Below are 22,381 nucleotides of genomic sequence, written 5' to 3'. Positions count from 1 at the left end.
CACGCCGATGATAGTGCGGATTGCCCGTGTGAAAGTAGGTAATCGTCAGGCTCCCCCCAAAGCCAGAAACCCCACCGCCCAGCGGTGGGGTTTTTGCGTTTACGCGGTCAATTCCGCGCGCTTCACTGCTTTCCGATCCGCAGCGCATCCGCGTAACCCGGCGACTTCCGACATGTTCGTCCAAAATCCGCGTCCTTCTGGTTCAGGCGGTCAGCACTTCCTCCAAAACCGCTATGCCCGCTTACGCACCGGCGCTCGATCGGATCTCCCCGCGATAAAGCGGTCTAGTCTCTCACTGGCCTCCGTAATCGCCCAAAGCGGAGCGCGATGCAGTTGCCGATCGTACCTCGTAGCGATCGATGCAAAGAGTTCGAATCCCGCTTCGTCCAGCTTCCATTCGTCGCGTTCCCGACCTGCGTCGAACACCATCGCCGAGGCGCGATCCGCGGCGTGGAGTTCTTCATGGCTCATCGAGCCGAAGCCGGCATCGGCGAGATAGCTGGTCAACAGCATGATCTGCGTGAGTGTCTGTGCATCGCTCTTGGTGCCGACGCCGCGGCGCAATGCGTCGAGCGACAGATGAACTCGTAACGCGAGATCGTCGGCGATCTGGCGCGCGATGGGCAACAGCATGGCTTTGGCATGCCGCGCGCGGGCGGCGCCAGAGTTGCGGAAAGGAATCGGTTGTGCCATGGAGATCCAAGGGGTTTGCCTGAGCACATGCAATAACGGCGCGCTTCGCAAAAGGTTGAGCCTTCATTGCGTTTTACCCGCTTCCTTCGACGAAAACGTTTGCTGGCGACCACTTGCGCGCAGATTGCCGGCATGTCGCGGCGTCCGTAGTCGAGCGGATTGACACCTAAATCGCCCGCGGTGCGCCGTTCGCTACCCTCGAATCCAGCGGTTTTCCCGCTATCCTCGCCCACGGAAAGGCGTCGCCGCATTGCCGCCTCGCGGACGTCCGGCCGTCAGCCTCGGCAAAACCTCTCTATCATGACAACTGGAACAACGCCGACCAGCAAGCCGGAACGGAGCAAGTCCCGTCGGCAAGCGCCATCCAGTTGCGTTCGACCCGGGAAGCATCGAAGCGGGCTCCTCGCGGCGAACCGCATCGGGCGCGCGATCATGCGCCGCGTCGCCGCGCCACGGTCGGCTGGCTCGAGGTGTCTGTCCTCGACGGATGTAACCAGCGGCGCGGGCAATGACGCGGTCTATTTCGCGCGCATCAGACTCAGCGCGACGATCTTCGTTCCGTGCAAGGACGGCATCAGCCACGACGAAATCGAGGGCGCGCGCCGATCATCTGGAAGCCGGCTTCAAGGTGCTGCTGCAGGTGATGCTGAGCGCCGCGTCGAGGACAGGGAGCGTACGCGTATGAAGATCCTGATCGCACGAATGAACCACGAGACCAACACTTTCTCGCCGGTAGAAACCCCGCTGGCCGCATTCGGCCGCACCGGTCCCAGCTACGGCCGCGCCGCGTTCGACGAAAACAAGGGCATGCAAACGGCGATGGCCGCGTTCATCGACGCCGCCGAGCGCGTGCACGCCGAAATCGTGACGCCGATCTCCGCCATGGCGAATCCGAGCGGGCCGGTGGACGCCGCAGCCTACGATACGATCTGCGACGCTATCCTGGCAGGCGCGACGGGTTGCGAGGCGGTGATGCTCGATCTGCACGGCGCGATGGTCGCCGAGAACTCGGCCGACGGCGAAGGGGATCTGCTCGCGCGCGTGCGTGCGTCGTTGCCGCACGCGCGGATCGCGGTCGCACTCGATCTGCACGGCAACGTCACGCAAAAGATGATCGACAACGCCGACATCATCGTCAGTTTCAAAACCTATCCGCACGTCGACATGTACGAGACTGGCGCGCACGCGGCGCGCCTGCTGTTCGACATGATCGACGGCCACGCGAATCCGGTGATCGCGTGGCGTCAACCGCCGCTGCTCACGCACACGCTGCGCAGCGCGAGCGCCGACGGCGCGATGAAACGCGCGCTCGACGCCGCGCGCGCCGCCGAGGCCGACGGCATGCTCGCGGTATCGGTGCTGGCGGGCTTCTCGCTCGCCGATATCGACGCGCCATGCATTAGCGTCGTTGTAGTGGGCAATGGCGAGCGCGCGGATGCCGAGGCGGTCGCCGAGCGTGTCGCGCGACAGATCTGGGACGAGCGCGACGATTTCGTCTATCGCAGCGCGCCGCTTGCCGAATCGGTCGCGCGGGCGGCGTCGCTCGCGCGCGGCGCCGACAAACCGGTGCTGCTGCTCGATCATGGGGACAACTGCATGTCAGGCGGCACGTGCGACTCGATGGATCTGCTCGAGGAAGCATTGAAGCAGGGCCTCGAAGACATCGTCAGCGGGCCGTTGTGCGACCCGCAGGCGGTCGCGGCCCTGGCGGCCTCGGGGGTCGGAAGCACGGTCACGCTCGCGATCGGCAACAAGCTGACAAACGATGCTTTGCCCTCGCGTTCGCCGCTCGCCCTGACCGGCGTCGTGCGCGCGCTGACGGACGGCGAATACGTGATCAGCGGTCCGACCTACACCGGCCAACGCGCGTACATGGGGCGTGCGGCAGTGCTCGACGCCGGCACGGTGAAACTCGTCGTGACCGAACACACGCATGAGCCGTGGGATCTCGGCGTATTCGAGAGCGTCGGCATCGATCCGCGCCGCGCGCGTTTTCTGCTGCTCAAATCACGCATGTATTGCCGGCCGGTCTTCGTGCCGATCGCGGCGGCGCTCGTCGAATGCGATAGTCGCGGCGTCACGAGTTCGGACTACAGTCTGTTCAGATTCGAGCGCGTGAAACGGCCGGTTTATCCATTGGACCCTGACACCGAATGGACCGCGACCAACTGATCAACACGCATGCGATTCGATAAATCGCCGCAAGGGCTTGTGAAGTCTCCAACGAGTCTCTATAATTCGCGCCTCTAAAGGCTCGTAGCTCAGTTGGTTAGAGCACCACCTTGACATGGTGGGGGTCGTTGGTTCGAATCCAATCGAGCCTACCAACGCATCTGTGACGTAGACGAAAGCGGTTCCGCTTTCGTCTACGGTCCAGTCAAATCCATCCCGTCGTTCCCGCAGTTTCGCCGTTCGGCATCACGTCCCCTTCGTTTTCGTTGTCCGCTTGTGGCTCGCAGCTCGCGCACATTCACGCGTTTTTTGCCGCTGTTGCGTCGTCGTTCGACAATGCGCGGTACAGTTAGTCCTTCCGCTTTCGCCGACGACCCGACTGCCGTTGCCATCGCATCATTCGATCATGCGCTGCCGGCAGCATCCAACGGAGCTGACGCAATGAAGAAGCTCATCAACGATGTGTCCACCGTGGTCCCCGACATGCTCGACGGGCTGATCGCCCTTAATCCCCAGCTCTCGCTGTTGCAGGGCGGCACGATCGTGTTGCGCGCCGATGCCGAGGCCGTGGCTGCGCGCGGCGAGGTCGCGCTGATCTCCGGCGGCGGCTCGGGCCACGAGCCCGCGCACGGCGGCTACGTCGGCCACGGCATGCTGAGCGCGGCGGTGGCCGGCGAGATCTTCACATCGCCATCCACCGACGCCGTACTCGACGCAATCAGAGCGGTGGCCGGCCCCGCGGGCGCGTTGCTGATCGTCAAGAATTACACGGGCGACCGCTTCAACTTCGGCCTCGCGGCCGAAATCGCGCGCGCCGAGGGCATTCCCGTCGAGATGATGATCGTCGCCGACGACGTCGCGCTGAGCGCGAGCGGCAATCACGCGGGCCGTCGCGGACTCGCGGGCACGGTGCTGGTTCATAAGATCGCGGGCGCGGCGGCCGCGCGCGGATTGCCGTTGCCCGAAGTCGCGCGGATCGCTAAAGAAGCGGCCGCGTCGCTCGGCACGATGGGCGTCGCGCTGACGCCGTGCACGGTGCCGGCCGCGGGCAAGCCGGGCTTCGAACTGGGCGATCGCGAAATCGAATGGGGCCTCGGCATTCATGGCGAACCCGGGGTGGCGCGCGGTGCGCTGGAACCGGCCGATGCGATGGTCGGCAAGCTGCTGGCAAAGATCATCGACGATCTCGCGTTGCAGGCCGGCGAGCGCGTCTCGCTGCTGGTCAACAATCTTGGCGGCACCCCATCGAGCGAGCTCCACGTGGTAGCCGGCGCCGCGCTGCGCGAGCTCGCCGGGCGCGGCATCGAAGTTGCGCGCGCGTGGGCCGGCACGTTCCTGAGCGCGCTCGAAATGGCTGGCGTGTCGCTGACGCTGCTGCGGGTCGATGACGAACGGCTGAGCCTGCTCGACGCCGCCTCGCATACGAGCGCATGGCCCGCGCTGAGCGGCCGCGTCGCGCAGGTCGCGGTGCGTGCGGCGCCACCCGCGCCGCCAAGCGCGAGCGGCGCGACGCTCGCGCGTGACGCGACGCTGCGGCGAGCGATCGAAGCGGTCTGCGAGTGCTTGCTGGCAGCAGAGCCGATATTGACCGAACTGGACCAGCGCGTCGGCGACGGCGACCTCGGCATCAGCCTCGCGCGCGGCGCACGCGCGGTGCAGCTCGAACTCGATTCCTACGCGTCCGCAACCACGCCGAGCGCGGTGTTGCGCGGCATCTCGGCGACGCTGCGGCGCGTGGTGGGCGGTACGTCGGGTCCCCTATACGCGGTGATGCTGCTGCGCGCGGCGGCCGCGCTCGAACCGTCGGGCGGGGCCACGGCATGGCAATGGGCGACGGCGTTCAGCGCCGGTGTCGATGGATTGATGGAACTCGGAGGCGCGACGCCGGGCGATCGCACGATGGTCGATGCGCTGAAGCCCGCCGCCGACGCGCTGTATGACGCACTCGCTCAGGGAGCGTCGACGGATGCCGCATTGCAAGCCGCCGTCTGTGCGGCAATCGATGGCACGTCGCGTACCGCTTCGATGCATCCGCGCCGCGGGCGTTCGAGTTATGTCGGCGAGCGAGCGATCGGTCATGTGGACCCGGGCGCGCACGCGGTGGTGTTGTGGCTCGCGGCGATTAGCGAGGCCCTTTCCGGTTAGGCGCGGGCGAACGCGAACGCTATTGCGAACAACGACCCCTTCAAGGCCGCAGCAGATCGAACCCCGCGAAAGCAACGACACCGCTCAGCGCGATCAGCGCCACCGAGTGCTGTCCAACGTACAGCAGCCCGGCGGCGGACCAACACGTGACGGCGAAAGCGGCGATACGTTTCATGCTTCCTTCTTCTACGACTCGAACTCAAATACCGTCTCAGAAGCCCAGCGCAACGGCCAGCAAACCACTGACGACACCGCACACCACCACCGCACAGGCCACCACGGTCAGCACGCGCCGCGGAAACGACCGCGCGAGCATCGCGAGCGACGGCACGCTGACGAGCGGCAGCGTCATCAGCAGCGCGCCGGCGGGGCCGGCGGCCATGCCGAACGACAGCATCGCCTGAATGATCGGCACCTCACCCGCGGTCGGAATCACGAACAGCGTGCCGGCGACCGACAGCGCGATGATCCACAGCAGGCTGTTGTCGACGTCCGGGCCGACGTGCGGAAACAGCCATGCGCGCGCCGCGCCGAGAATCAGCACGAGCACGATGTATTCCGGCACGAGCCGCAGCGTCATGCGCCCGAGAATCGAGATCCAGCGCGAGAACGCGGTACCCGGATCGTCGGCGCTGACCAATTGCGCGACGGCTTCTCGCGACGCTTGCGCTTCCTGCGGCGTGATCATGCGGTTCACGAGGTAGCCGAGGCCGAACACCATCAGGATGCCGAGCGCGAGGCGCAAGCCCGTCCACTGCCAGCCGAGCACGAAGCCCATGAAAATCAGCGTCGCGGGATTCAGCGCGGTGTTACCGAGCCAAAAAGCAATCGCTGCGCCCGGCGCCGCTTCGCGCGCGCGCAGGCCGGCGACGACCGGTGCCGCGCAGCAGGTGCACATCATGCCCGGCAACGACATCAGGCCGCCTTTGACGACACTGTTGAAGTCGGCGCGACCGAGCGCGCGCGCGACCCACTGCGGCGGAATCAGCGCCTGCACCGCGGAGCCGAGCAGCAGGCCAAGCACCATCGCCTGCCAGATCGCCTTGCCGTACGCGAGCGCGAAGTCGATCGCGGCCTGCCACGAGGCCGCCGGTGCGCTCGCGGACGTGCCCATCAGGATCGACTTGCCGATCGAATGCTGGCTCGCGGCGACGAACGCGCGGTTGTAGTACGGAAACCACTTCACATAGAAGAGGCCGACGACGGCGATCAGCAGGAAGACGATCCAGCCAAACGTGACGCGAGGTTGCCGAAGGGTTGATTGCATGATGGTTCTTAAATGTCGTTGTGAGTCAACCGAGGACTAGCGTACGGGTGTCGAGCTGCGCGAGCAGCGTTTTCGCCTGCTCGACGACGTCGGCGTCGTTCGGGCGGAAATGGAGTTGCAGCGCATTCGGCAGCTGATCGAAATGCTGGCCGCTGCTGCGCGCGTACGCGGGATCGTAGTGAAGTTCGATCAGTTCGTGCGCGAGCTCGGCGCGCCGGTTGTCGTCGACGAGCCGCTGCCAGCCCGCGACCCGCTCGCGGCTGTGCAGGCCGATCAGCCGTTCCAGCTGTCCCTTGAAGTAGTCGGGATGCTCGAACAGATGCGCGTAATCCTGCAGTAGAAACGCCGCGCGATCCTCGCGGCTCGAACGCACCTCGACGCACGTGCCGCGATGAAACGTTTCGAGCAGCGCGAGGGGCAGCGTGACGGAGCCGATGCGCCGGCTTTCCGCCTCGACGAACACCGGCCGGTTCACGTCGAAGTCTTGCAGCGCGGTGACGAGCAGCGTGTCGAAACGCTTTTGCGACGGCTGCTGCACGCCCGTGTACGCGCCGAGCAGCGAGCCGCGATGGGAGGCGAGCGCCTCGAGGTCGAGCGTTTGCGCGCCGGCCTCATGCAGCGCCGACAGCAGCCGTGTCTTGCCGCTGCCGGTCGGGCCGACGAGCGCGATGTAGCTGAAACGGCGCGGCAGGGTTTCGAGCCTCTCCAGCGTGGCGCGCCGGTAGCTCTTGTAGCCGCCCTCGAGTTGCCGCGCCGACCAGCCGATCATGTTGAACAGCGTCGTGACCGACCCCGAGCGCTTGCCGCCGCGCCAGCAGTAGATCAGCGGGCGCCAGTTGCGCGGCCGGTCGGCGAACGTGGTTTCCAGATGATGCGCGATGTTGCGCGCGACGAGCGCCGCTCCGAGCCGCGTGCCCTCGAACGGCGACACCTGCTTGTAGGTCGTGCCGACCAGTATGCGTTCCTCGTTGCTCAGCACTGGCGCGTTGGTCGCGCCCGGAATATGGTCTTCCTCGAACTCGAGCGGCGTGCGAACGTCGACGATTTCATCGAAATCGCCGGCTTTATCGAGGCTGACTAGAAGACTTTTCAAGGGAGTAGGGACGAAACGGACCGCGGGAAGACCGAAATTATCGCATGCGCGGCTCGTTCGGGCCGGTTATGCGTCCTTTCAGGCGTTCCCTAGTGACGCGTTCCTTCAACCGCCTGCCTCAGATGACCTCGACCCGCGCTTCACCGCTCACAAGCTCGCCGATCACTCGTGCGTCGGCGAAGCCATCGGCGCGGAACAGTGCGAGCACCTCGTCGACCGCCTCGGGCGCGCACGACACCAGCAGCCCGCCCGACGTCTGCGGATCGGTCAACAACGCACGGCCGGCCGACGGCAACGTGGCGGGCAGCACCACGTCGTGGCCATAGGCATCCCAGTTGCGGCACGATGCGCCGGTGAAAATACCGGCTTCCGCGAGGCTCGCGACGTTCGGCAGCCACGGCAGGTCAGCATAGCGCACGCGCGCGGTCAGCTTCGAGCCGCGCGCGAGTTCCAGCGTGTGGCCGAGCAGGCCGAAGCCGGTGATGTCGGTCAGCGCATGCACGCCGTCGAGCCGCGCCAGCTCGGCGCCCGGCCGGTTCAGCTTGGTGGTCGCGCCGATCATGGCCGCGTAGCCGGCCTCGTCGAGCCGGTCTTTTTTCAGCGCCGCGGACAGAATGCCGACGCCGAGCGGCTTGCCGAGGATCAGCACGTCGCCGGCCCGGCCGCCCGCATTGCGCTTGACGCGCTTCGGATCGACGATGCCCAGCGCGACGAGGCCGTATATCGGCTCGACCGAATCGATCGAATGGCCCCCCGCGAGCGGGATGCCCGCATCCACGCACACTGATTCGCCGCCTTTCAGCACGGCCGCGATCACGTCGTGCGGCAGCACGTTGATCGGCATGCCGACGATCGCAAGCGCCATGATCGGCTTGCCGCCCATCGCGTAGACGTCGGAAATCGCATTGGTCGCGGCGATGCGGCCGAAGTCGAACGGATCGTCGACGATCGGCATGAAGAAATCGGTGGTCGCGACGATCGCCTGGTCCTCGTTGAGCTTGTAGACGGCGGCGTCGTCGGCGGTGTCGTTGCCAACCAGCAGGTCGGGGAAAAACGGCAGCGGCGCGCTGCGCTTGAGCAGATCGGCGAGCAGGCCGGGCGCGATCTTACAGCCGCAGCCGCCACCGTGCGACAGGCTCGTAAGGCGGGGCGACTGGCTTGCTTGGACTTGGGTCATGAGGGCGGGAGTTCGGGTTCGTCGAATGACCGCATTATGAGGGTAGTTTTCACACTGTGCAGCCTCGGCGCGGGCCGCAAACTGGCTTAATGCCGAAGCGGTATATCCGAACGATAAACGCCCGCGTAGAAAGTACCAATGCCGAAGCAAATGCAAACGGCAGCGGCGCGCGATGAAACGAATTCTTCACGCGCTAACACAATTGCGCACCGCCGCGCGAATCGATCGCCGTCGACAATTAGCAAACCAATTACCGCGCGATTGCAAAGCCTTATTTATTGCTGCCTGCGCCGGTCCCATACAAGCCATTGTTAAATCCGCCAGCGCCCTCGGTTTTTTGTCCCTGGCCGGCGGTCTTGCCGCGCGCGTTACCTTGCCCGCTGTCTTTCGACTGAGGTTTCAGTGATTCGTGAACCGCCGACGCGCCCGGGTCGGGCGTCGAACCCATCCCGGACGAGCGGCTTTCCATATGCGAAGAGCCGCCCGACTGGGGAATCTGCGCAAGGCTGGGAGAGTTCGTGGCCAGCAGTGCGGCGCCGAGAAGCGCAAGCGAGGCTGCGCCGGCTGCCGCGCGACAGGAGTAAGTAGAGGAGTTCATAGGAGCGCAATAATCCGTCGAGAAGATCAATTGAATTACCATTCGCGGATTCAGCATGAACGGTGCCCGGCGCCTGGAATAAATCGTGCAGACAGAGGGAGCCGTTCATTCAGGTGACTTTCGCATGTCTGATTTACCCGGGTGGCGAATGCACTACGATCGAGCTACGGTCGTGAAACGGCATCTATAATCAATTTTGTTCCCAAAAGAGCCGAGGCCATGCAATGACGCAAATGACTCGGCGACAGTTCCTGAAGGTTTCTGCCACCTCGCTCGCCGGTTCGAGCCTAGCCCTGATGGGCTTCTCGCCGTCCCCCGCGCTGGCCGAAGTCCGTCAGTACAAATTGTCGCGTGCTACCGAAACCCGCAACACCTGCCCGTACTGCTCGGTGGGCTGCGGCGTCCTCATGTACGGCCTCGGCGACGAAGCCAAGAACGTGAAGACGAGCATCTTCCACATCGAGGGCGACCCCGACCATCCGGTCAATCGCGGCACGCTGTGCCCGAAGGGCGCGAGCCTGATCGACTTCATCCATAGCCCGAGCCGTCTGCGCTATCCCGAGTACCGCGCGGCCGGGGCGAACGAGTGGAAGCGCATCTCGTGGGAAGACGCGCTGGACCGCATCGCGAAGCTGATGAAGGAAGACCGGGACGCGAACTTCGTCGAGACGACCGCAGACGGCAAGAAGGTCAACCGCTGGCTGACTACCGGGATGCTCGCGGCGTCGGCCAGCAGTAACGAGGTGGGTTATCTGACGCACAAGACTGGTCGCAGTCTTGGCATGCTCGGATTCGACAATCAGGCGCGTGTCTGACATGGCCCGACGGTGGCAGGTCTTGCCCCGACGTTTGGCCGTGGAGCGATGACGAACCATTGGGTCGACATCAGAAACGCGGACTTGATTCTCGTGATGGGCGGCAATGCGGCCGAGGCCCACCCGTGCGGTTTCAAATGGGTCACCGAAGCGAAGGCGCACCGCAAGGCGCGCCTGATCGTGGTCGACCCGCGCTTTAATCGCACGGCGTCGGTCGCGGACTACTACGCGCCGATTCGCACCGGGACGGACATCGCGTTCCTCGGCGGGGTGATCAACTATCTGCTGACGAACGACAAAATCCAGCACGAGTACGTGAAGAACTACACGGACGTGTCGTTTATCGTCCGTGAGGACTTTGCGTTCAACGACGGCATATTCTCCGGCTACGACGCCGACAAGCGCCGCTACGACAAGACCTCGTGGGACTACGAGCGCGGCGACGACGGCTTCGCCAAGGTCGATCCGACGCTGCAGGACCCGCGCTGCGTCTATCAGCTGATGAAGAAGCATTACTCGCGCTACACGCCCGAGCAGGTCGAAAAAATCTGCGGCACGCCGAAGGACAAGTTCCTGCACGTGTGCGAGATGCTCGCGGCGACGTCGGTGCCGGGACGCGCGACTACGATCATGTACGCGCTCGGTTGGACCCAGCACTCGATCGGCTCGCAGATCATCCGCACCGGCGCGATGGTACAGCTGCTGCTCGGCAACATCGGCATCGCGGGCGGCGGCATGAATGCGCTGCGCGGTCACTCGAACATCCAGGGCCTGACGGACCTCGGCCTGATGTCGAACCTGCTGCCTGGCTACATGACGCTGCCGATGGAAGCGGAGCAGGACTTCGACGCCTACATCGAGAAGCGCACCCAGCATCCGCTGCGGCCGAATCAGCTGAGCTACTGGCGCAACTATCGCGCGTTCCACGTGAGCTTCATGAAGTCGTGGTGGGGCGACAAGGCGACCGCCGAGAACAACTTCGCTTTCGACTATCTGCCGAAGCTCGACAAGTCCTACGACCTGCTCCAGGTATTCGAGCTGATGAGTCAGGGCAAGATGAACGGCTACATCGCGCAGGGCTTCAACCCGCTTGCCGCCGCGCCGTACAAGTCAAAGAACGGCGCGGCTCTGGCCAAGCTGAAGTGGCTCGTGATCATGGATCCGCTCGCGACCGAAACGTCGGAGTTCTGGAAGAATCACGGCCCGTTCAACGACGTCGACAGCGCATCGATCCAGACCGAGGTGTTCCGTCTGCCGACCACCTGCTTCGCCGAGGAACGCGGCTCGCTCGTCAGTTCGAGCCGCGTGCTGCAATGGCACTGGCAGGGCGCGGACGGCCCGGGCGAAGCGAAGAGCGACCTCGAGATCATGGCTGGGCTGTGGTTGCGGATTCGCGACGCTTATCGCAAGGACGGTGGCAAGTATCCAGATCCGATCCTGAACATGAGCTGGCCTTATGCGAAGCCGGATAGCCCGACGCCGGAAGAACTCGCGATGGAGTTCAACGGCAAGGCGCTCGCGGACGTCACCGATCCGAAGGACCCAACCAAGGTGCTCGCGAAGAAAGGCGAGCAGCTCGCGAGTTTCGCGCTGCTGCGCGACGACGGCTCGACTTCGAGCGGCTGCTGGATCTTCTGCGGGGCGTGGACCCAGGCGGGCAACCAGATGGGCCGCCGCGACAACTCGGACCCGACCGGCATCGGCAACACGCTGAACTGGGCGTGGGCATGGCCGGTGAACCGGCGGGTTCTGTACAACCGCGCGTCGTGCGATCTCAACGGCAAGCCGTTCGATCCGACGCGCAAGCTGATCGCGTGGAACGGCAGCACGTGGTCGGGCGCCGACATTCCGGACTTCAAGGTCGACGAGCCGCCTGACAGCGGCATGAATCCGTTCATCATGAATCCGGAAGGCGTCGCGCGGTTCTTCGCGCGCGACGCGATGGTCGAAGGGCCGTTCCCCGAGCACTATGAACCGTTCGAGACGCCGCTCGGCTACAACCCGCTGCATCCGGACAACAAGCTGGTCGTCAGCAACCCGGCGGCGCGCGTGTTCCCGGGCGACAAGGCCACGTTCGGCACGCACGAGAACTTCCCGCATACGGCGACCAGCTATCGTCTGACCGAGCATTTTCACTACTGGACGAAGCACGCGAAGCTGAACGCGATCATCCAGCCCGAGCAGTTCGTCGAGATCGGCGAAGACCTCGCGAAGGAGATCGGCGTGGTGGCCGGCGACCGGGTCAAGGTGAGCTCGAACCGCGGGCACCTGATAGCCGTCGCGGTCGTGACGAAGCGCATCAAACCGCTGACTGTCGAAGGCAAGAAGGTGCAGACCGTCGGGCTGCCAATTCATTGGGGCTTCATGGGGCTCGCGAGGCCGGGCTATCTCGTCAATGGGCTGACGCCCCCGGTGGGCGACGGGAACTCTCAGACACCGGAAACCAAGTCGTTCCTCGTCAAGGTCGAAAAGGCATAAGGTAAAGAGATGGCACTGCAATCACTAGACATCAGACGCGTCTCGGCCACCACCACGCAGCCGCCGGTGGCTCGCGCGCCGGCCACCGCGCAGGTCGCGAAGCTCATCGACGTATCGAAGTGCATCGGCTGCAAGGCGTGTCAGACCGCCTGCATGGAGTGGAACGATCTGCGCGACGAGATCGGCGTGAACGTCGGCGTCTACGACAACCCGCCCGACTTGAGTCCGGATTCGTGGACCGTCATGCGTTTCGCGGAGTACGAGAACTCCGCCGGCGATATCGAATGGCTGATCCGCAAGGACGGCTGCATGCACTGCGAAGACCCGGGCTGCCTGAAGGCCTGTCCGTCGCCGGGCGCGATCGTGCAGTACACGAACGGCATCGTGGATTTTCACGAGGAGAACTGCATTGGCTGCGGCTTCTGCATCGCCGGCTGCCCGTTCAACATACCGCGTATGTCGAAGAAGGATCGCCGCGTGTACAAGTGCACGCTGTGTTCGGACCGCGTCGCGGTCGGCCAGGAGCCGGCCTGCGTGAAGACCTGCCCGACCGGCGCGATCATGTTCGGCACCAAGGAGGACATGAAGCTGCAGGCCGAGGACCGCATCGCCGATCTGAAGGAGCGCGGTTTCCAGAACGCTGGCCTCTATAACCCGGAAAAGGTCGGCGGCACGCATGTGATGTACGTGCTGCATCACGCCGACCGGCCGTCGCTGTATCACGGCCTGCCGGACGATCCGCGCATCAGTCCGATGGTGACGTTGTGGAAGGGTATAGCCAAGCCGATCGGGCTCGCCATCATGGGGATCGCCGCGCTCGCGGGCTTCTTCCACTACACGCGCGTCGGTCCGAACGAGGTGACCGAGGCCGACGAAGCCGCCGCCGTCAAGGAAGCCGAAGAAGCGCGCCGTTCGCGGGAGGGTAAGCAATGAACCACTCTGAGCACACCGACTTCACGGACGTGAAGGGCAACCGCCTGATCGTGCGCTATACGCCGAACGAGCGCACGAATCATTGGATCACCGCAATCTGTTTCATCCTGCTCGCGCTGTCCGGTCTCGCGATGTTCCATCCGGCGATGGCGTTTCTGTACTTCGTGCTTGGCGGCGGACAGTGGACGCGAATCCTGCACCCGTTCATCGGCTGCGTGATGTTCATCTCGTTCCTGATTCTTGCGTTGCGCTTCTGGCATCACAACTATCTGGACCAGGCGGATATCCAGTGGATGAAGCAGTACCGCGACGTGCTGAACAACCGCGAGGAGCGCCTGCCCGCAATCGGCAAGTACAACGCCGGGCAGAAGCTGCTGTTCTTCGTGATGGTGATCTGTATGCTGCTGCTGTTGCTGAGCGGCATCGTGATCTGGCGGCGCTACTTTTCGTTCTATTTCCCGATGGACCTGATCCGGCTCTCAGCGCTCGTGCACGCGGTGACGGCATTCCTGCTGATCGTCGGCATCATCGTGCATGTCTATGCGGCGCTGTGGGTCAAGGGCTCCATAGGTGCGATGACGCGCGGCACCGTTACTTATGGCTGGGCGCGCAAGCACCATCCGAACTGGTTCAGGGAAATCATCGGCAAATAAAGTATGCTCAATCGGCGCTGCCCCAGCGCGTGTTTCAATGCGCCGCACGCAGCACTCCGCGCACCGGGCCGCCGCGCCACGTCGATGACGGGCGGCGGCTCTTCCGTTTTCAGAGGTCGATAACTTGGCTCAACGAATTCTCGAAGCCGCCGACATCGAGTCGCTCGATCCCTCGGCAATCCCCCGCATCCGCATGCCGGAGCGGCTCGCGGTGTTCGCGCCGCGCGCCGCGCGCCTGCGCCAGCTCGCCTCGCGTGGCAATCCGATTGCCGGCTATCTGCGGCTGATGGCGGCGCTCGCCGATGCGCAGCAGGCGGTGCTCGCGCACTTCAAGGCGCAGCCGCCGAGCCCGGAGCTGATCGCGAGCGCGCAGCAGTATTCGATGCCGCTGATTCCGGCGCTGTCCGCCGCGCGCGATCCGGCGTGGCGCGACGTGCTGCTGCAACTGCTCGACAAGATCGAAGCCGCGGGTCCGTTGACGCCGCCGCTCGTCGCGGTGTTCACGCAACTGCGCTCGCTCGACGTCGCCACGCTCGAAGCGCAGGCCGACGCGATCTTCGCGCAGCGCTTCCCCGACGTCGACCCGGCGAGCGCGCCATTCATCATGGCCGCGCTGCAAGTCGTATGGACCGACCTCGCAGCCGACATCGACAAGCGCGCCGTGCCGTACCTCGACACGCCGGGCCTGTGCCCGGTATGCGGCTCCCATCCGGTGGCGAGCACGCTGCGCATCGGCGGCGCGTACGACAACTATCGCTATCTGCAATGCGGGCTGTGCGCGACCGAATGGCATATGGTCCGAAGCAAATGCTCGAACTGCGATTCGACGAAAGGCATTGCGTACCACGTGGCCGGCTCGCCCGACGCCGACGCGGCCACGCGCGAAGCCGAAACGAAAAACGCCGTGCTGAAGGCGGAGTCGTGCGACGAATGCCATACTTACCGCAAGATCGGCATCCAGGCGAAGGACTACGAGTTCGATCCATTCGCGGACGACCTCGCGAGCCTCACGCTCGATCTGCTGATGGGCGCGGAAGGTTACCGGCGCGCGTCGCCGCATCCCTGGCTGTGGCCGGAACAGACGGCCGGCGCGACGGACGCGGAGGACGACGAGTCCGCCTGACGGCGACCTGGCCGGACGCAAGTTCAACACGACATAAGGGATTGCTCGTGAGCGATGTGAGCGGCTCGGAATTGCGCGCGCTGATGGCGCGCGTGCCATCGGTGGACAAGGTGATGGCGTCGGCCGAATTCGCGCCGCTGATCGGCGAATACGGCCGCACTCAGGTGCTCGATGCGTTGCGCGACGCGCTCGACGCGTGGCGTATCAGCGCGCAATCGGGCGATGCGGTGGCCAACCCGGCGGTGAGCGCGCTCGAAACCCCGCAGCTGCATGCGACGGTCGCCGCGGCGCTGCTCGCGCGCAACGCGTCGCGGCTGCGCAGTGTGTTCAATCTGACCGGCACTGTATTGCACACGAACCTCGGCCGCGCGCTGCTGCCCGACGAGTCGGTGCGCGCCGTGATGACCGCGCTCACGCAACCGGCGAACCTCGAGTTCGATCTCGCCACCGGCATGCGCGGCGATCGCGACGACCTGATCGACGATCTGATCTGCGAGCTGACCGGCGCCGAGGCGGCAACCGTCGTCAACAACAACGCGGCCGCGGTGCTGCTCACGCTGTCGGCGCTCGCGGCGAAGAAGGAAGTGGTGGTGTCGCGCGGCGAGCTCGTCGAAATCGGCGGCGCGTTTCGCATTCCCGACATCATGAGCCGCGCGGGCGCGAAGCTGCGCGAAGTCGGCACGACGAACCGCACCCATCTGAAGGACTATGAACAGGCGATCAACGCGCGCACCGCGCTGCTGATGAAAGTCCACGCGAGCAACTATGCGATCAGCGGCTTCACGAAGGAAGTCGGTATCGACGAGATCGCGCCGCTCGCGCACGCGCGCGGGCTCGCGGTCGCCGTCGATCTCGGCAGCGGCACGCTGGTCGATCTCGCCGAATGGGGCTTGCCGCGCGAGCCGACGGTGCGCGAGACCGTCGCGGCCGGCGCCGATGTCGTCACCTTCAGCGGCGACAAACTGCTCGGCGGACCGCAGGCCGGGTTGATCGTCGGGCGGCGCGACCTGATCGCCAAGATCAAGAAGCATCCGCTGAAGCGCGCACTGCGCGTCGGCAAGCTGACGCTCGCGGCGTTGGAGCCTGTGCTGCGGCTGTATCGCGCGCCCGAGAAGTTGGCGGAGCGGCTGACCACGCTACGGCTCCTCACGCGTCCCGCCGAGGACATTCACGCTGCCGCGCAGCGCGTGCTACCGGCGCTGCAGCAGGCGATCGGCGCGCGCTACACCGTGGCGGCGGAGCCGATGTTCAGCCAGATCGGCAGCGGTGCATTGCCCGTTGACGTGCTGCCGAGCCACGGCCTTGTCATCAGGATGACCGACGGCAAGCGCGGCGGCCGTCATCTGCTCGCGCTCGAAAAGCAGTTGCGCGGGATGGCGCGGCCGGTCATCGGCCGGATCGCGGACGACGCGATGAGGCTCGATCTGCGCTGCCTCGAAGCCGCCGATGAGGCGCAATTGATCGCACAGCTAATCGCGCAACCGAAGAGCAACTGAAGGACAGGCACGCATGATCGTCGGTACAGCGGGGCATATCGACCACGGCAAGACCAGCCTCGTGAAGGCACTGAGCGGCGTCGATACGGACCGGCTCAAGGAAGAAAAAGCGCGCGGCATTTCGATCGAGCTCGGTTACGCATACGTGCCGCTCGAGAACGGTGACGTGCTCGGTCTGATCGACGTGCCGGGCCACGAAAAGCTCGTGCATACGATGACCGCGGGCGCGAGCGGCATCGACTTCGCGCTGCTCGTGATCGCCGCCGACGACGGCGTGATGCCGCAAACGCGCGAACATCTGGCGATCGTCGAACTGCTCGGCATCCGGCGCGGTGCGATCGCGTTGACGAAAGTGGATCGCGTCGACGAGGAACGACTGCGCGAAGTGCACGACGAAGTAAGTGCGTTCGTCGGCAATAGCGTGCTGCGCGACGCGCCGGTCTTCGATACCTGCGCGACTCGCGCGGGCGACGCGGGCGTCGCCGCGTTGAATGCGCATCTGCGCGAGCAGGCCGCGACATGGCGTATGAAGCGCGACGACGGCCTGTTCCGCCTCGCCGTCGATCGTGTGTTCACGCTCGCGGGGCAGGGCACGATCGTCACCGGGACCGTAGTGGCAGGCAGCGTGAGCGTCGGCGACACGATGCTGCTCGCGCCGAAAAATCAGCCGGTGCGTGTGCGCAGTATCCACTCGCAGAATCGCCCCGCCGAAACCGGCCGCGCCGGCCAGCGCTGCGCGCTGAATCTGGCGGGCATCGACAAGAGTGCGATCGAGCGCGGCGACTGGGTCGTCGATCCGCGGCTGTCTCAAGCGAGTGAGCGTATCGACGTCACGTTGACGCTGCTCGCCGACGCGCAGCACCCGCTCGAACACTGGACGCCGCTGCACGTGCATCTCGGCACGCAGCATCAGGTTGCGCATGTCGCGCTGCTCGAAGGCGACACGCTCGCGCCCGGTCAGCGCGCGCGCGTGCAACTCGTGTTCGAGCGGCCGCTGTGCGCGGTACCGGGCGATCGCTTCGTCGTGCGTAACGCTCAGGCCAATCGCACGGTGGGCGGCGGGCATGTGCTCGATCCGTTCGCTCCGGCGCGCAAGCGGCGCTCGGCGGAACGCTTCGACTGGCTCGACGCGATACAGACGCTGCTCGACACCGGCTCGCTCGATGCGCCGTTCGCGCGCGCGCCACACGGTTTGTCGCGGGCGTTGCTGGAGCGCCTGACGGGGAAGCCGGCAGCCGCGCTCGCGTTGCCCGCCGGGACGCGCACGATCGAACTGCCGGGCCATGACGCACTGCTGCTCGCGGACGCGGCATGGCATGCACTGGCCGGGCGCTTGACGAGTGCGCTCGCGCAATACCACGAGCGCTCGCCGGATGAGTTGGGCCCGGACCTGTCGCGCTTGCGGCGCATCGCGGCGCCGCTGGTCGACGACGCGCTGTGGCGCGCGTTGGTCGACGATGCGGCGGCGCGTGGCGAGTTGATCAGACGCGGACCGTGGCTGCATTTGCCCGGCCACACCGTGACACTCGATGCCGCCGATCAGGCGCTTGCCGCGACGCTGCTGCCCGAGATCGAGGCGGGACGTTTCGATCCGCCGTGGGTGCGCGAGCTCGCGAACGGGCACGGTGTGCCGGAGGAGCGCGTGCGTCAGTTGCTGCGCAAGCTCGCGCGTCAGGGCGAGCTGTTCCAGGTCGTGCATGACCTGTTCTATCACCAGCAGGTGATTCGCGAACTCGCGTCGATCGCGGCGACGGAGGCGCACAAGAACGCCGGCACCGTGGCGGCCGCGCCGTTTCGCGACGCGACAGGACTCGGCCGGAAACGCGCGATCCAGCTTTTGGAGTTCTTCGACCGGGTTGGGTATACTCGCTTCCACCGTGGCCTGCACCTCGTGCGCACGGATAGCCGCTGGCTCGATCTGCGTTGATCTGGCTTCTGCGGCCTGTTTCTATCGGGCACGCGTCATTCAATCACCGTAGGAAGGCATTCGTATCCGGTGGTGCGGCTGGGCTTCAAACCCAGTTGAGGGCGTCAGACGCTCTCAGGTCGGTTCGACTCCGGCTGCCTTCCGCCACAAGGCTTTGGGTGATTTTGAACGAAAGCTGCGGGATCTCGGCCGTTCCATCTGGTCGGACGTTGAACGTGGCCTGCCCACACTTATTGCCGCCAGCAAGGACATTCAGGGATTCGTGGAATCCATCAAAACGTTCGAGGCGCGACTTCCGTTCTTAATGCCTTGCTCCCTTAAGCCATATATATGGGATCTCTTCGTCATGTCGCTCGGCTGCATTCGCCTGTTAAAGGAGATTTTGGACGAAGCAGTTGACTTAGCAATCGACGAGGAAATAGAAAGAATCACAGCCGATATTCTTGAGCGTGGCAACCTCAGATTGATGCAGAGAGAAACTCTCGCGAAAGAGTTGCTTGACGGTTTTCGGCTCATTGAAGGGCGCGACCACCCTGACAGGACTCTATTCGAACACGCTTCCAGTTCCGAAACGAACGGGCGCAAATGCCGTCCTGGGACGCGGTCACCGACGCGAGATCCAATCATCTTGGGTATACGCTCACGTTCCGGATCTGTGTCGATAAATTGCGAAATCGACCCACGACAAGCGCGACAAAATGCTCGAAGCGATCAGTCCAAAAAGCGCCACATTGCTCTGTGCGTGTATTGCATCTCAAAAAAGATCACAGTGACGAGAATGGCAGATTTTCTGTTCATTTGACGAACTCCTCATTTTCCATAAAGACATGGACGACGGTGCGCGATGAATGAAGCTGATAAAAAGAGTATCAGATAAACCGGTGACGCAGCTGGACAGCGGGCTTTCGCGATGCGTGCGGTGAATCCGGAACCTGCATTGTCGAACGTTTCAATCGTAATCACGGTAGGGTCGAGATGCAATGGTCGAGTAATGAGGCGGTGGTGAAATCCATTTAGCGCCTGTATGGCCGCGAAGGAGCGCAACGTTTCCAGTCGTGACCAGCGCAGTTTCGATACATTTTCAAGGAGAGCTTGTCATGGGTTCCCTCGGTATCTGGCATTGGCTTGTCGTGCTGACCATCATTTCTCTCGTGTTCGGCACGAGCAAGCTCCGCAATATTGGCAGCGACCTTGGTTTTGCCATAAAAGGCTTCAAGGACGGTGCGAAGGAGCGCGAATCGCTCCACGATTCAATGAAGGTCGACCAGTTGTTCGGGCCGGCCATGCACGACACGGGCGCAGCGCGTGGTGTGAATGAGGCGCGTCGATAGGGCGCATCTGCAATCGATGAAATTCCATCATCAATAGGTTCGACCTGGATCGGGAAGAACAAAGTTTAAGAAGCACGGCATAGCATTGCCGAGTGGAGGGGCCCCAGCAGCAGTGCATGCGATGAGTGTACAAAGCGAAAAATTTGCGTACCTGGCCGGCCGCCTCGCGAAAAAGGACGGGCATATTTGTAGTGCCGTTCAGTTAAGGTTTCTTCTGAGGAAGCGAACGGTATAACGAAAGGCTCGAGCGCAGGTGCGCCCGGGCCGTCTTTCATTGGGAAGTTGATTGAGCCGCTCACGCAGGCGCTTGAGCAGCGCAGGCAATTTGCCGTACGAGGGTGTCACGGCCACCCATGCCATTTCGTACTGGATGGTGTGGACCGCGCGGATAAAGATCAGTGTAGTGGTCGACTTATTTCGGACAGGCAGATAGGTTCCTTCACTTTTGGTGAACCGCTTCAGCGATCCGCTAAACATTTCGAGAAGCGGTGGATGAAGGTTGAGAGTCGCTGGCATTACAAAGGGCTGTCGCCAGCGTCCCACATAGCATCGCGCGAGGGATATGGCGAATCTTCACTGACATGCGTCTGATAGCGACAAGTCCGCGTGCCGAGCCGGATCTTTCGGGATCCAGTGGGGTGAGGAGGCCGATGGCATGTGTCGCCAATTCGGTGAGCGCGGTTGTTCCTCGTCGTCAACATGCACACCGCTTCAGTACCTTAGAAAGCGCCGTCGCGTTCCAAAAGCGTTACATCTGCAATTCGCGCACCATCATCTGGTAATGCGTCCGCAAAAGCGACGATGCATTCTACGACCGATGGCCAAAGACCAAAGCCCACGTGGTAAGAAAGCGAGAGGTTCACGGTGCAACTGACTGCGATCGGAATCAATCACCAAACGGCGCCCGTCGCCTTGCGCGAACGCGTGGCGTTTCAGTTCGAAGAGATCAAACCCGCGCTCGCCCAGTACAAGGCAGCGTGGTCCGGGAAGCGCTCGCTGAGCGCGCCGGAAGCCGCCATTCTCTCCACCTGCAACCGCACCGAACTGTACTGCGCGACCGATGCGCAAAGCTCACGCGACGAAGCCGTGAGCTGGCTGGCGCAGTATCACGGTATCCGCACGGAGGAGCTCGCGCCGCACGTCTACGCGCTGCCGCAGTCCGAAGCGGTCCGTCATGCGTTCCGGGTGGCGTCGGGGCTCGATTCGATGGTCCTGGGCGAGACGCAGATCGTCGGGCAAATGAAGGACGCGGTCCGCACCGCCTCCGAAGCCGGCGCACTCGGCACCTACCTGAATCAGTTGTTCCAGCGCACCTTCGCCGTCGCAAAGGAAGTGCGCAGCACCACTGAAATCGGCGCGCAGTCGGTATCGATGGCCGCCGCCGCAGTCCGCCTCGCCCAACGCATTTTCGACAAGATCGCGAACCAGCGCGTGCTGTTTATCGGTGCGGGCGAAATGATCGAACTGTGCGCGACGCATTTCGCCGCGCAGCATCCGCGTGAACTCGTCGTCGCGAACCGCACCGCCGAGCGCGGCATGCGGCTCGCCGAGCGCTTCAACGGCCGCGCCATTCCGCTCTCCGAACTGCCCTCCCGGATGCACGAGTTCGACATCATCGTGTCGTGCACGGCGTCCACGCTGCCGATCATCGGTCTCGGCGCGGTCGAGCGCGCGGTCAAGGCACGCCGTCACCGCCCGATCTTCATGGTCGACCTCGCGGTGCCGCGCGACATCGAATCCGAAGCCGGCCAGCTCGAAGACGTGTTCCTGTACACCGTCGACGACCTCGGCGCAATCGTCCGCGAAGGCAATGCGTCGCGCCAGGCCGCGGTCGCGCAGGCCGAAGCGATCATCGATACGCGCGTGCAGAACTTCATGCAGTGGCTCGACGCGCGCAGCATCGTGCCGGTGATCCGCCACATGCACACGCAAGCCGACACGCTGCGCCGCGCGGAAGTCGAACGCGCGCAGAAAATGCTGGCGCGCGGCGACGCTCCGGCCGCGGTGCTCGAAGCACTGTCGCAGTCGCTGACCAACAAGCTGATCCATCCGCCCACCTATGCACTGACCTCGGCGCCTGCAAACGAGCGGTACCTGCTAAAGGAAATTGTCGGACGCTGGTACTCGCCTCGCTGACCGTGGCCGCTTCCTGCATCGATAGAAACCGCACGCATTCGCTGCACGATACACGGGGCACGACGCTCGGCGATTGGCTGCTGCTGCCGGCAACACGATGTGGCGTGTAAGGCCTAACGCCTCATCATATTCCCGCGCGCCATCGTGCCGTCGCTGTACGATGACGTGATCACCGCGAGTCAGCAATGCGGTTTCAATTCGCAACACCGCGAGCAATCCACGCAGATCGCGTCGGCCGTCGGCATGGTTGCGGCGGGGTTCGGCGTGACCATCGTGCCGGATTGGATTCGCGATCTCCACAGCAGGGCGTGATGTACCACGACATCGAGGGTAAGCAGCCAACG

19 protein-coding genes, 2 tRNA genes and 1 pseudogene are annotated in these 22,381 nt (G+C 64.1%); 14 read left to right on the top strand and 8 right to left on the bottom strand.

What is annotated here, in order from left to right:
• The coding region (locus AB3X86_RS27360; protein WP_368598424.1) for a hypothetical protein at positions 1-184 on the bottom strand (184 nt) is incomplete at its 3' end.
• Between the two features lie 47 nt (positions 185-231).
• Positions 232-693: a hypothetical protein gene (locus tag AB3X86_RS27355; RefSeq protein ID WP_368598429.1), complete on the bottom strand. Its 462-nt coding sequence runs from the start codon at positions 691-693 to the stop codon at positions 232-234.
• 681 nt (positions 694-1,374) lie between these two features.
• Here AB3X86_RS27355 and AB3X86_RS27350 point away from each other — a divergent pair.
• From AB3X86_RS27350 to dhaL, 3 genes are all read left to right on the top strand, one after another.
• Positions 1,375-2,865 (top strand): M81 family metallopeptidase, encoded by a 1,491-nt coding sequence (locus AB3X86_RS27350; RefSeq protein ID WP_368598423.1) that lies wholly within the window; start codon positions 1,375-1,377, stop codon positions 2,863-2,865.
• A 78-nt stretch (positions 2,866-2,943) separates the two neighbouring features.
• Positions 2,944-3,020: transfer RNA gene (locus tag AB3X86_RS27345), tRNA-Val, on the top strand.
• 286 nt (positions 3,021-3,306) lie between these two features.
• The gene (dhaL, locus tag AB3X86_RS27340; protein WP_368598422.1) at positions 3,307-5,010 is read left to right on the top strand and encodes a dihydroxyacetone kinase subunit DhaL; all 1,704 of its coding nucleotides are present in this window, start codon (positions 3,307-3,309) and stop codon (positions 5,008-5,010) included.
• A 40-nt stretch (positions 5,011-5,050) separates the two neighbouring features.
• On the opposite strand, the gene AB3X86_RS27335 is transcribed toward dhaL, so the two are convergent.
• The 5 genes from AB3X86_RS27335 to AB3X86_RS27315 all read right to left on the bottom strand — a co-directional run bounded on the left by AB3X86_RS27335 (position 5,051) and on the right by AB3X86_RS27315 (position 9,202).
• Entirely contained in the window at positions 5,051-5,185 is a 135-nt protein-coding gene (locus tag AB3X86_RS27335; protein WP_018424239.1) for a hypothetical protein, read from the bottom strand.
• 36 nt (positions 5,186-5,221) lie between these two features.
• A complete protein-coding gene (locus AB3X86_RS27330; RefSeq protein WP_368598421.1) occupies positions 5,222-6,277 on the bottom strand; it encodes a permease in 1,056 nt (351 codons plus the stop codon).
• Positions 6,278-6,302: 25 nt separating this feature from the next.
• A complete protein-coding gene (mnmH, locus tag AB3X86_RS27325; protein WP_368598420.1) occupies positions 6,303-7,370 on the bottom strand; it encodes a tRNA 2-selenouridine(34) synthase MnmH in 1,068 nt (355 codons plus the stop codon).
• 118 nt (positions 7,371-7,488) lie between these two features.
• The gene (gene selD / locus AB3X86_RS27320) at positions 7,489-8,547 is read right to left on the bottom strand and encodes a selenide, water dikinase SelD (RefSeq protein WP_368598419.1); all 1,059 of its coding nucleotides are present in this window, start codon (positions 8,545-8,547) and stop codon (positions 7,489-7,491) included.
• A 271-nt stretch (positions 8,548-8,818) separates the two neighbouring features.
• Positions 8,819-9,202, bottom strand: a complete 384-nt coding sequence (locus AB3X86_RS27315) for a beta-xylosidase (RefSeq protein WP_368598418.1) — start codon at positions 9,200-9,202, stop codon at positions 8,819-8,821.
• Positions 9,203-9,369: 167 nt separating this feature from the next.
• On the opposite strand from AB3X86_RS27315, the gene fdnG reads away from it, so the two are divergent.
• The 9 genes from fdnG to tatA all read left to right on the top strand — a co-directional run bounded on the left by fdnG (position 9,370) and on the right by tatA (position 19,901).
• Positions 9,370-12,438 (top strand): formate dehydrogenase-N subunit alpha, encoded by a 3,069-nt coding sequence (fdnG, locus tag AB3X86_RS27310; protein WP_368598417.1) that lies wholly within the window; start codon positions 9,370-9,372, stop codon positions 12,436-12,438.
• A gap of 9 nt (positions 12,439-12,447) precedes the next feature.
• Positions 12,448-13,371, top strand: a complete 924-nt coding sequence (gene fdxH, locus AB3X86_RS27305) for a formate dehydrogenase subunit beta (RefSeq protein ID WP_368598416.1) — start codon at positions 12,448-12,450, stop codon at positions 13,369-13,371.
• Positions 13,368-14,024, top strand: a complete 657-nt coding sequence (locus tag AB3X86_RS27300) for a formate dehydrogenase subunit gamma (RefSeq protein ID WP_368598415.1) — start codon at positions 13,368-13,370, stop codon at positions 14,022-14,024. Before fdxH ends, AB3X86_RS27300 begins: the two co-directional genes overlap by 4 nt.
• 124 nt (positions 14,025-14,148) lie before the next feature.
• On the top strand, positions 14,149-15,147 hold the full coding sequence (gene fdhE / locus AB3X86_RS27295) for a formate dehydrogenase accessory protein FdhE (protein WP_368598414.1): 999 nt from the start codon (positions 14,149-14,151) through the stop codon (positions 15,145-15,147).
• A gap of 47 nt (positions 15,148-15,194) precedes the next feature.
• Entirely contained in the window at positions 15,195-16,643 is a 1,449-nt protein-coding gene (gene selA / locus AB3X86_RS27290) for an L-seryl-tRNA(Sec) selenium transferase (RefSeq protein ID WP_368598413.1), read from the top strand.
• 13 nt (positions 16,644-16,656) lie between these two features.
• The gene (gene selB / locus AB3X86_RS27285; RefSeq protein ID WP_368598412.1) at positions 16,657-18,570 is read left to right on the top strand and encodes a selenocysteine-specific translation elongation factor; all 1,914 of its coding nucleotides are present in this window, start codon (positions 16,657-16,659) and stop codon (positions 18,568-18,570) included.
• 51 nt (positions 18,571-18,621) lie between these two features.
• Positions 18,622-18,717: transfer RNA gene (locus AB3X86_RS27280), tRNA-Sec, on the top strand.
• Positions 18,718-18,724: 7 nt separating this feature from the next.
• Positions 18,725-19,372 (top strand): hypothetical protein, encoded by a 648-nt coding sequence (locus AB3X86_RS27275; protein ID WP_368598411.1) that lies wholly within the window; start codon positions 18,725-18,727, stop codon positions 19,370-19,372.
• A 295-nt stretch (positions 19,373-19,667) separates the two neighbouring features.
• A complete protein-coding gene (gene tatA / locus AB3X86_RS27270; RefSeq protein WP_368598410.1) occupies positions 19,668-19,901 on the top strand; it encodes a Sec-independent protein translocase subunit TatA in 234 nt (77 codons plus the stop codon).
• A 198-nt stretch (positions 19,902-20,099) separates the two neighbouring features.
• Here the strand turns inward: tatA and AB3X86_RS27265 are convergent.
• A pseudogene (locus AB3X86_RS27265) lies at positions 20,100-20,306 on the bottom strand (DDE transposase); the annotation flags it as partial.
• Between the two features lie 459 nt (positions 20,307-20,765).
• Here AB3X86_RS27265 and hemA point away from each other — a divergent pair.
• Both hemA and AB3X86_RS27255 read left to right on the top strand, forming a co-directional pair.
• Positions 20,766-22,037, top strand: coding sequence for a glutamyl-tRNA reductase (gene hemA / locus AB3X86_RS27260; RefSeq protein ID WP_368598409.1), 1,272 nt, complete (start codon positions 20,766-20,768; stop codon positions 22,035-22,037).
• Between the two features lie 144 nt (positions 22,038-22,181).
• Positions 22,182-22,349: a hypothetical protein gene (locus tag AB3X86_RS27255; RefSeq protein WP_368598408.1), complete on the top strand. Its 168-nt coding sequence runs from the start codon at positions 22,182-22,184 to the stop codon at positions 22,347-22,349.
• The last annotated feature ends 32 nt before the right edge of the window (positions 22,350-22,381 follow it).

Source organism: Paraburkholderia sp. BR14374 (assembly GCF_040948685.1).
Lineage (GTDB): Bacteria > Pseudomonadota > Gammaproteobacteria > Burkholderiales > Burkholderiaceae > Paraburkholderia > Paraburkholderia youngii.
The sequence above is the reverse complement of the archived record's forward strand: the minus strand, read 5'-3'. Positions and strand labels throughout refer to the sequence as shown.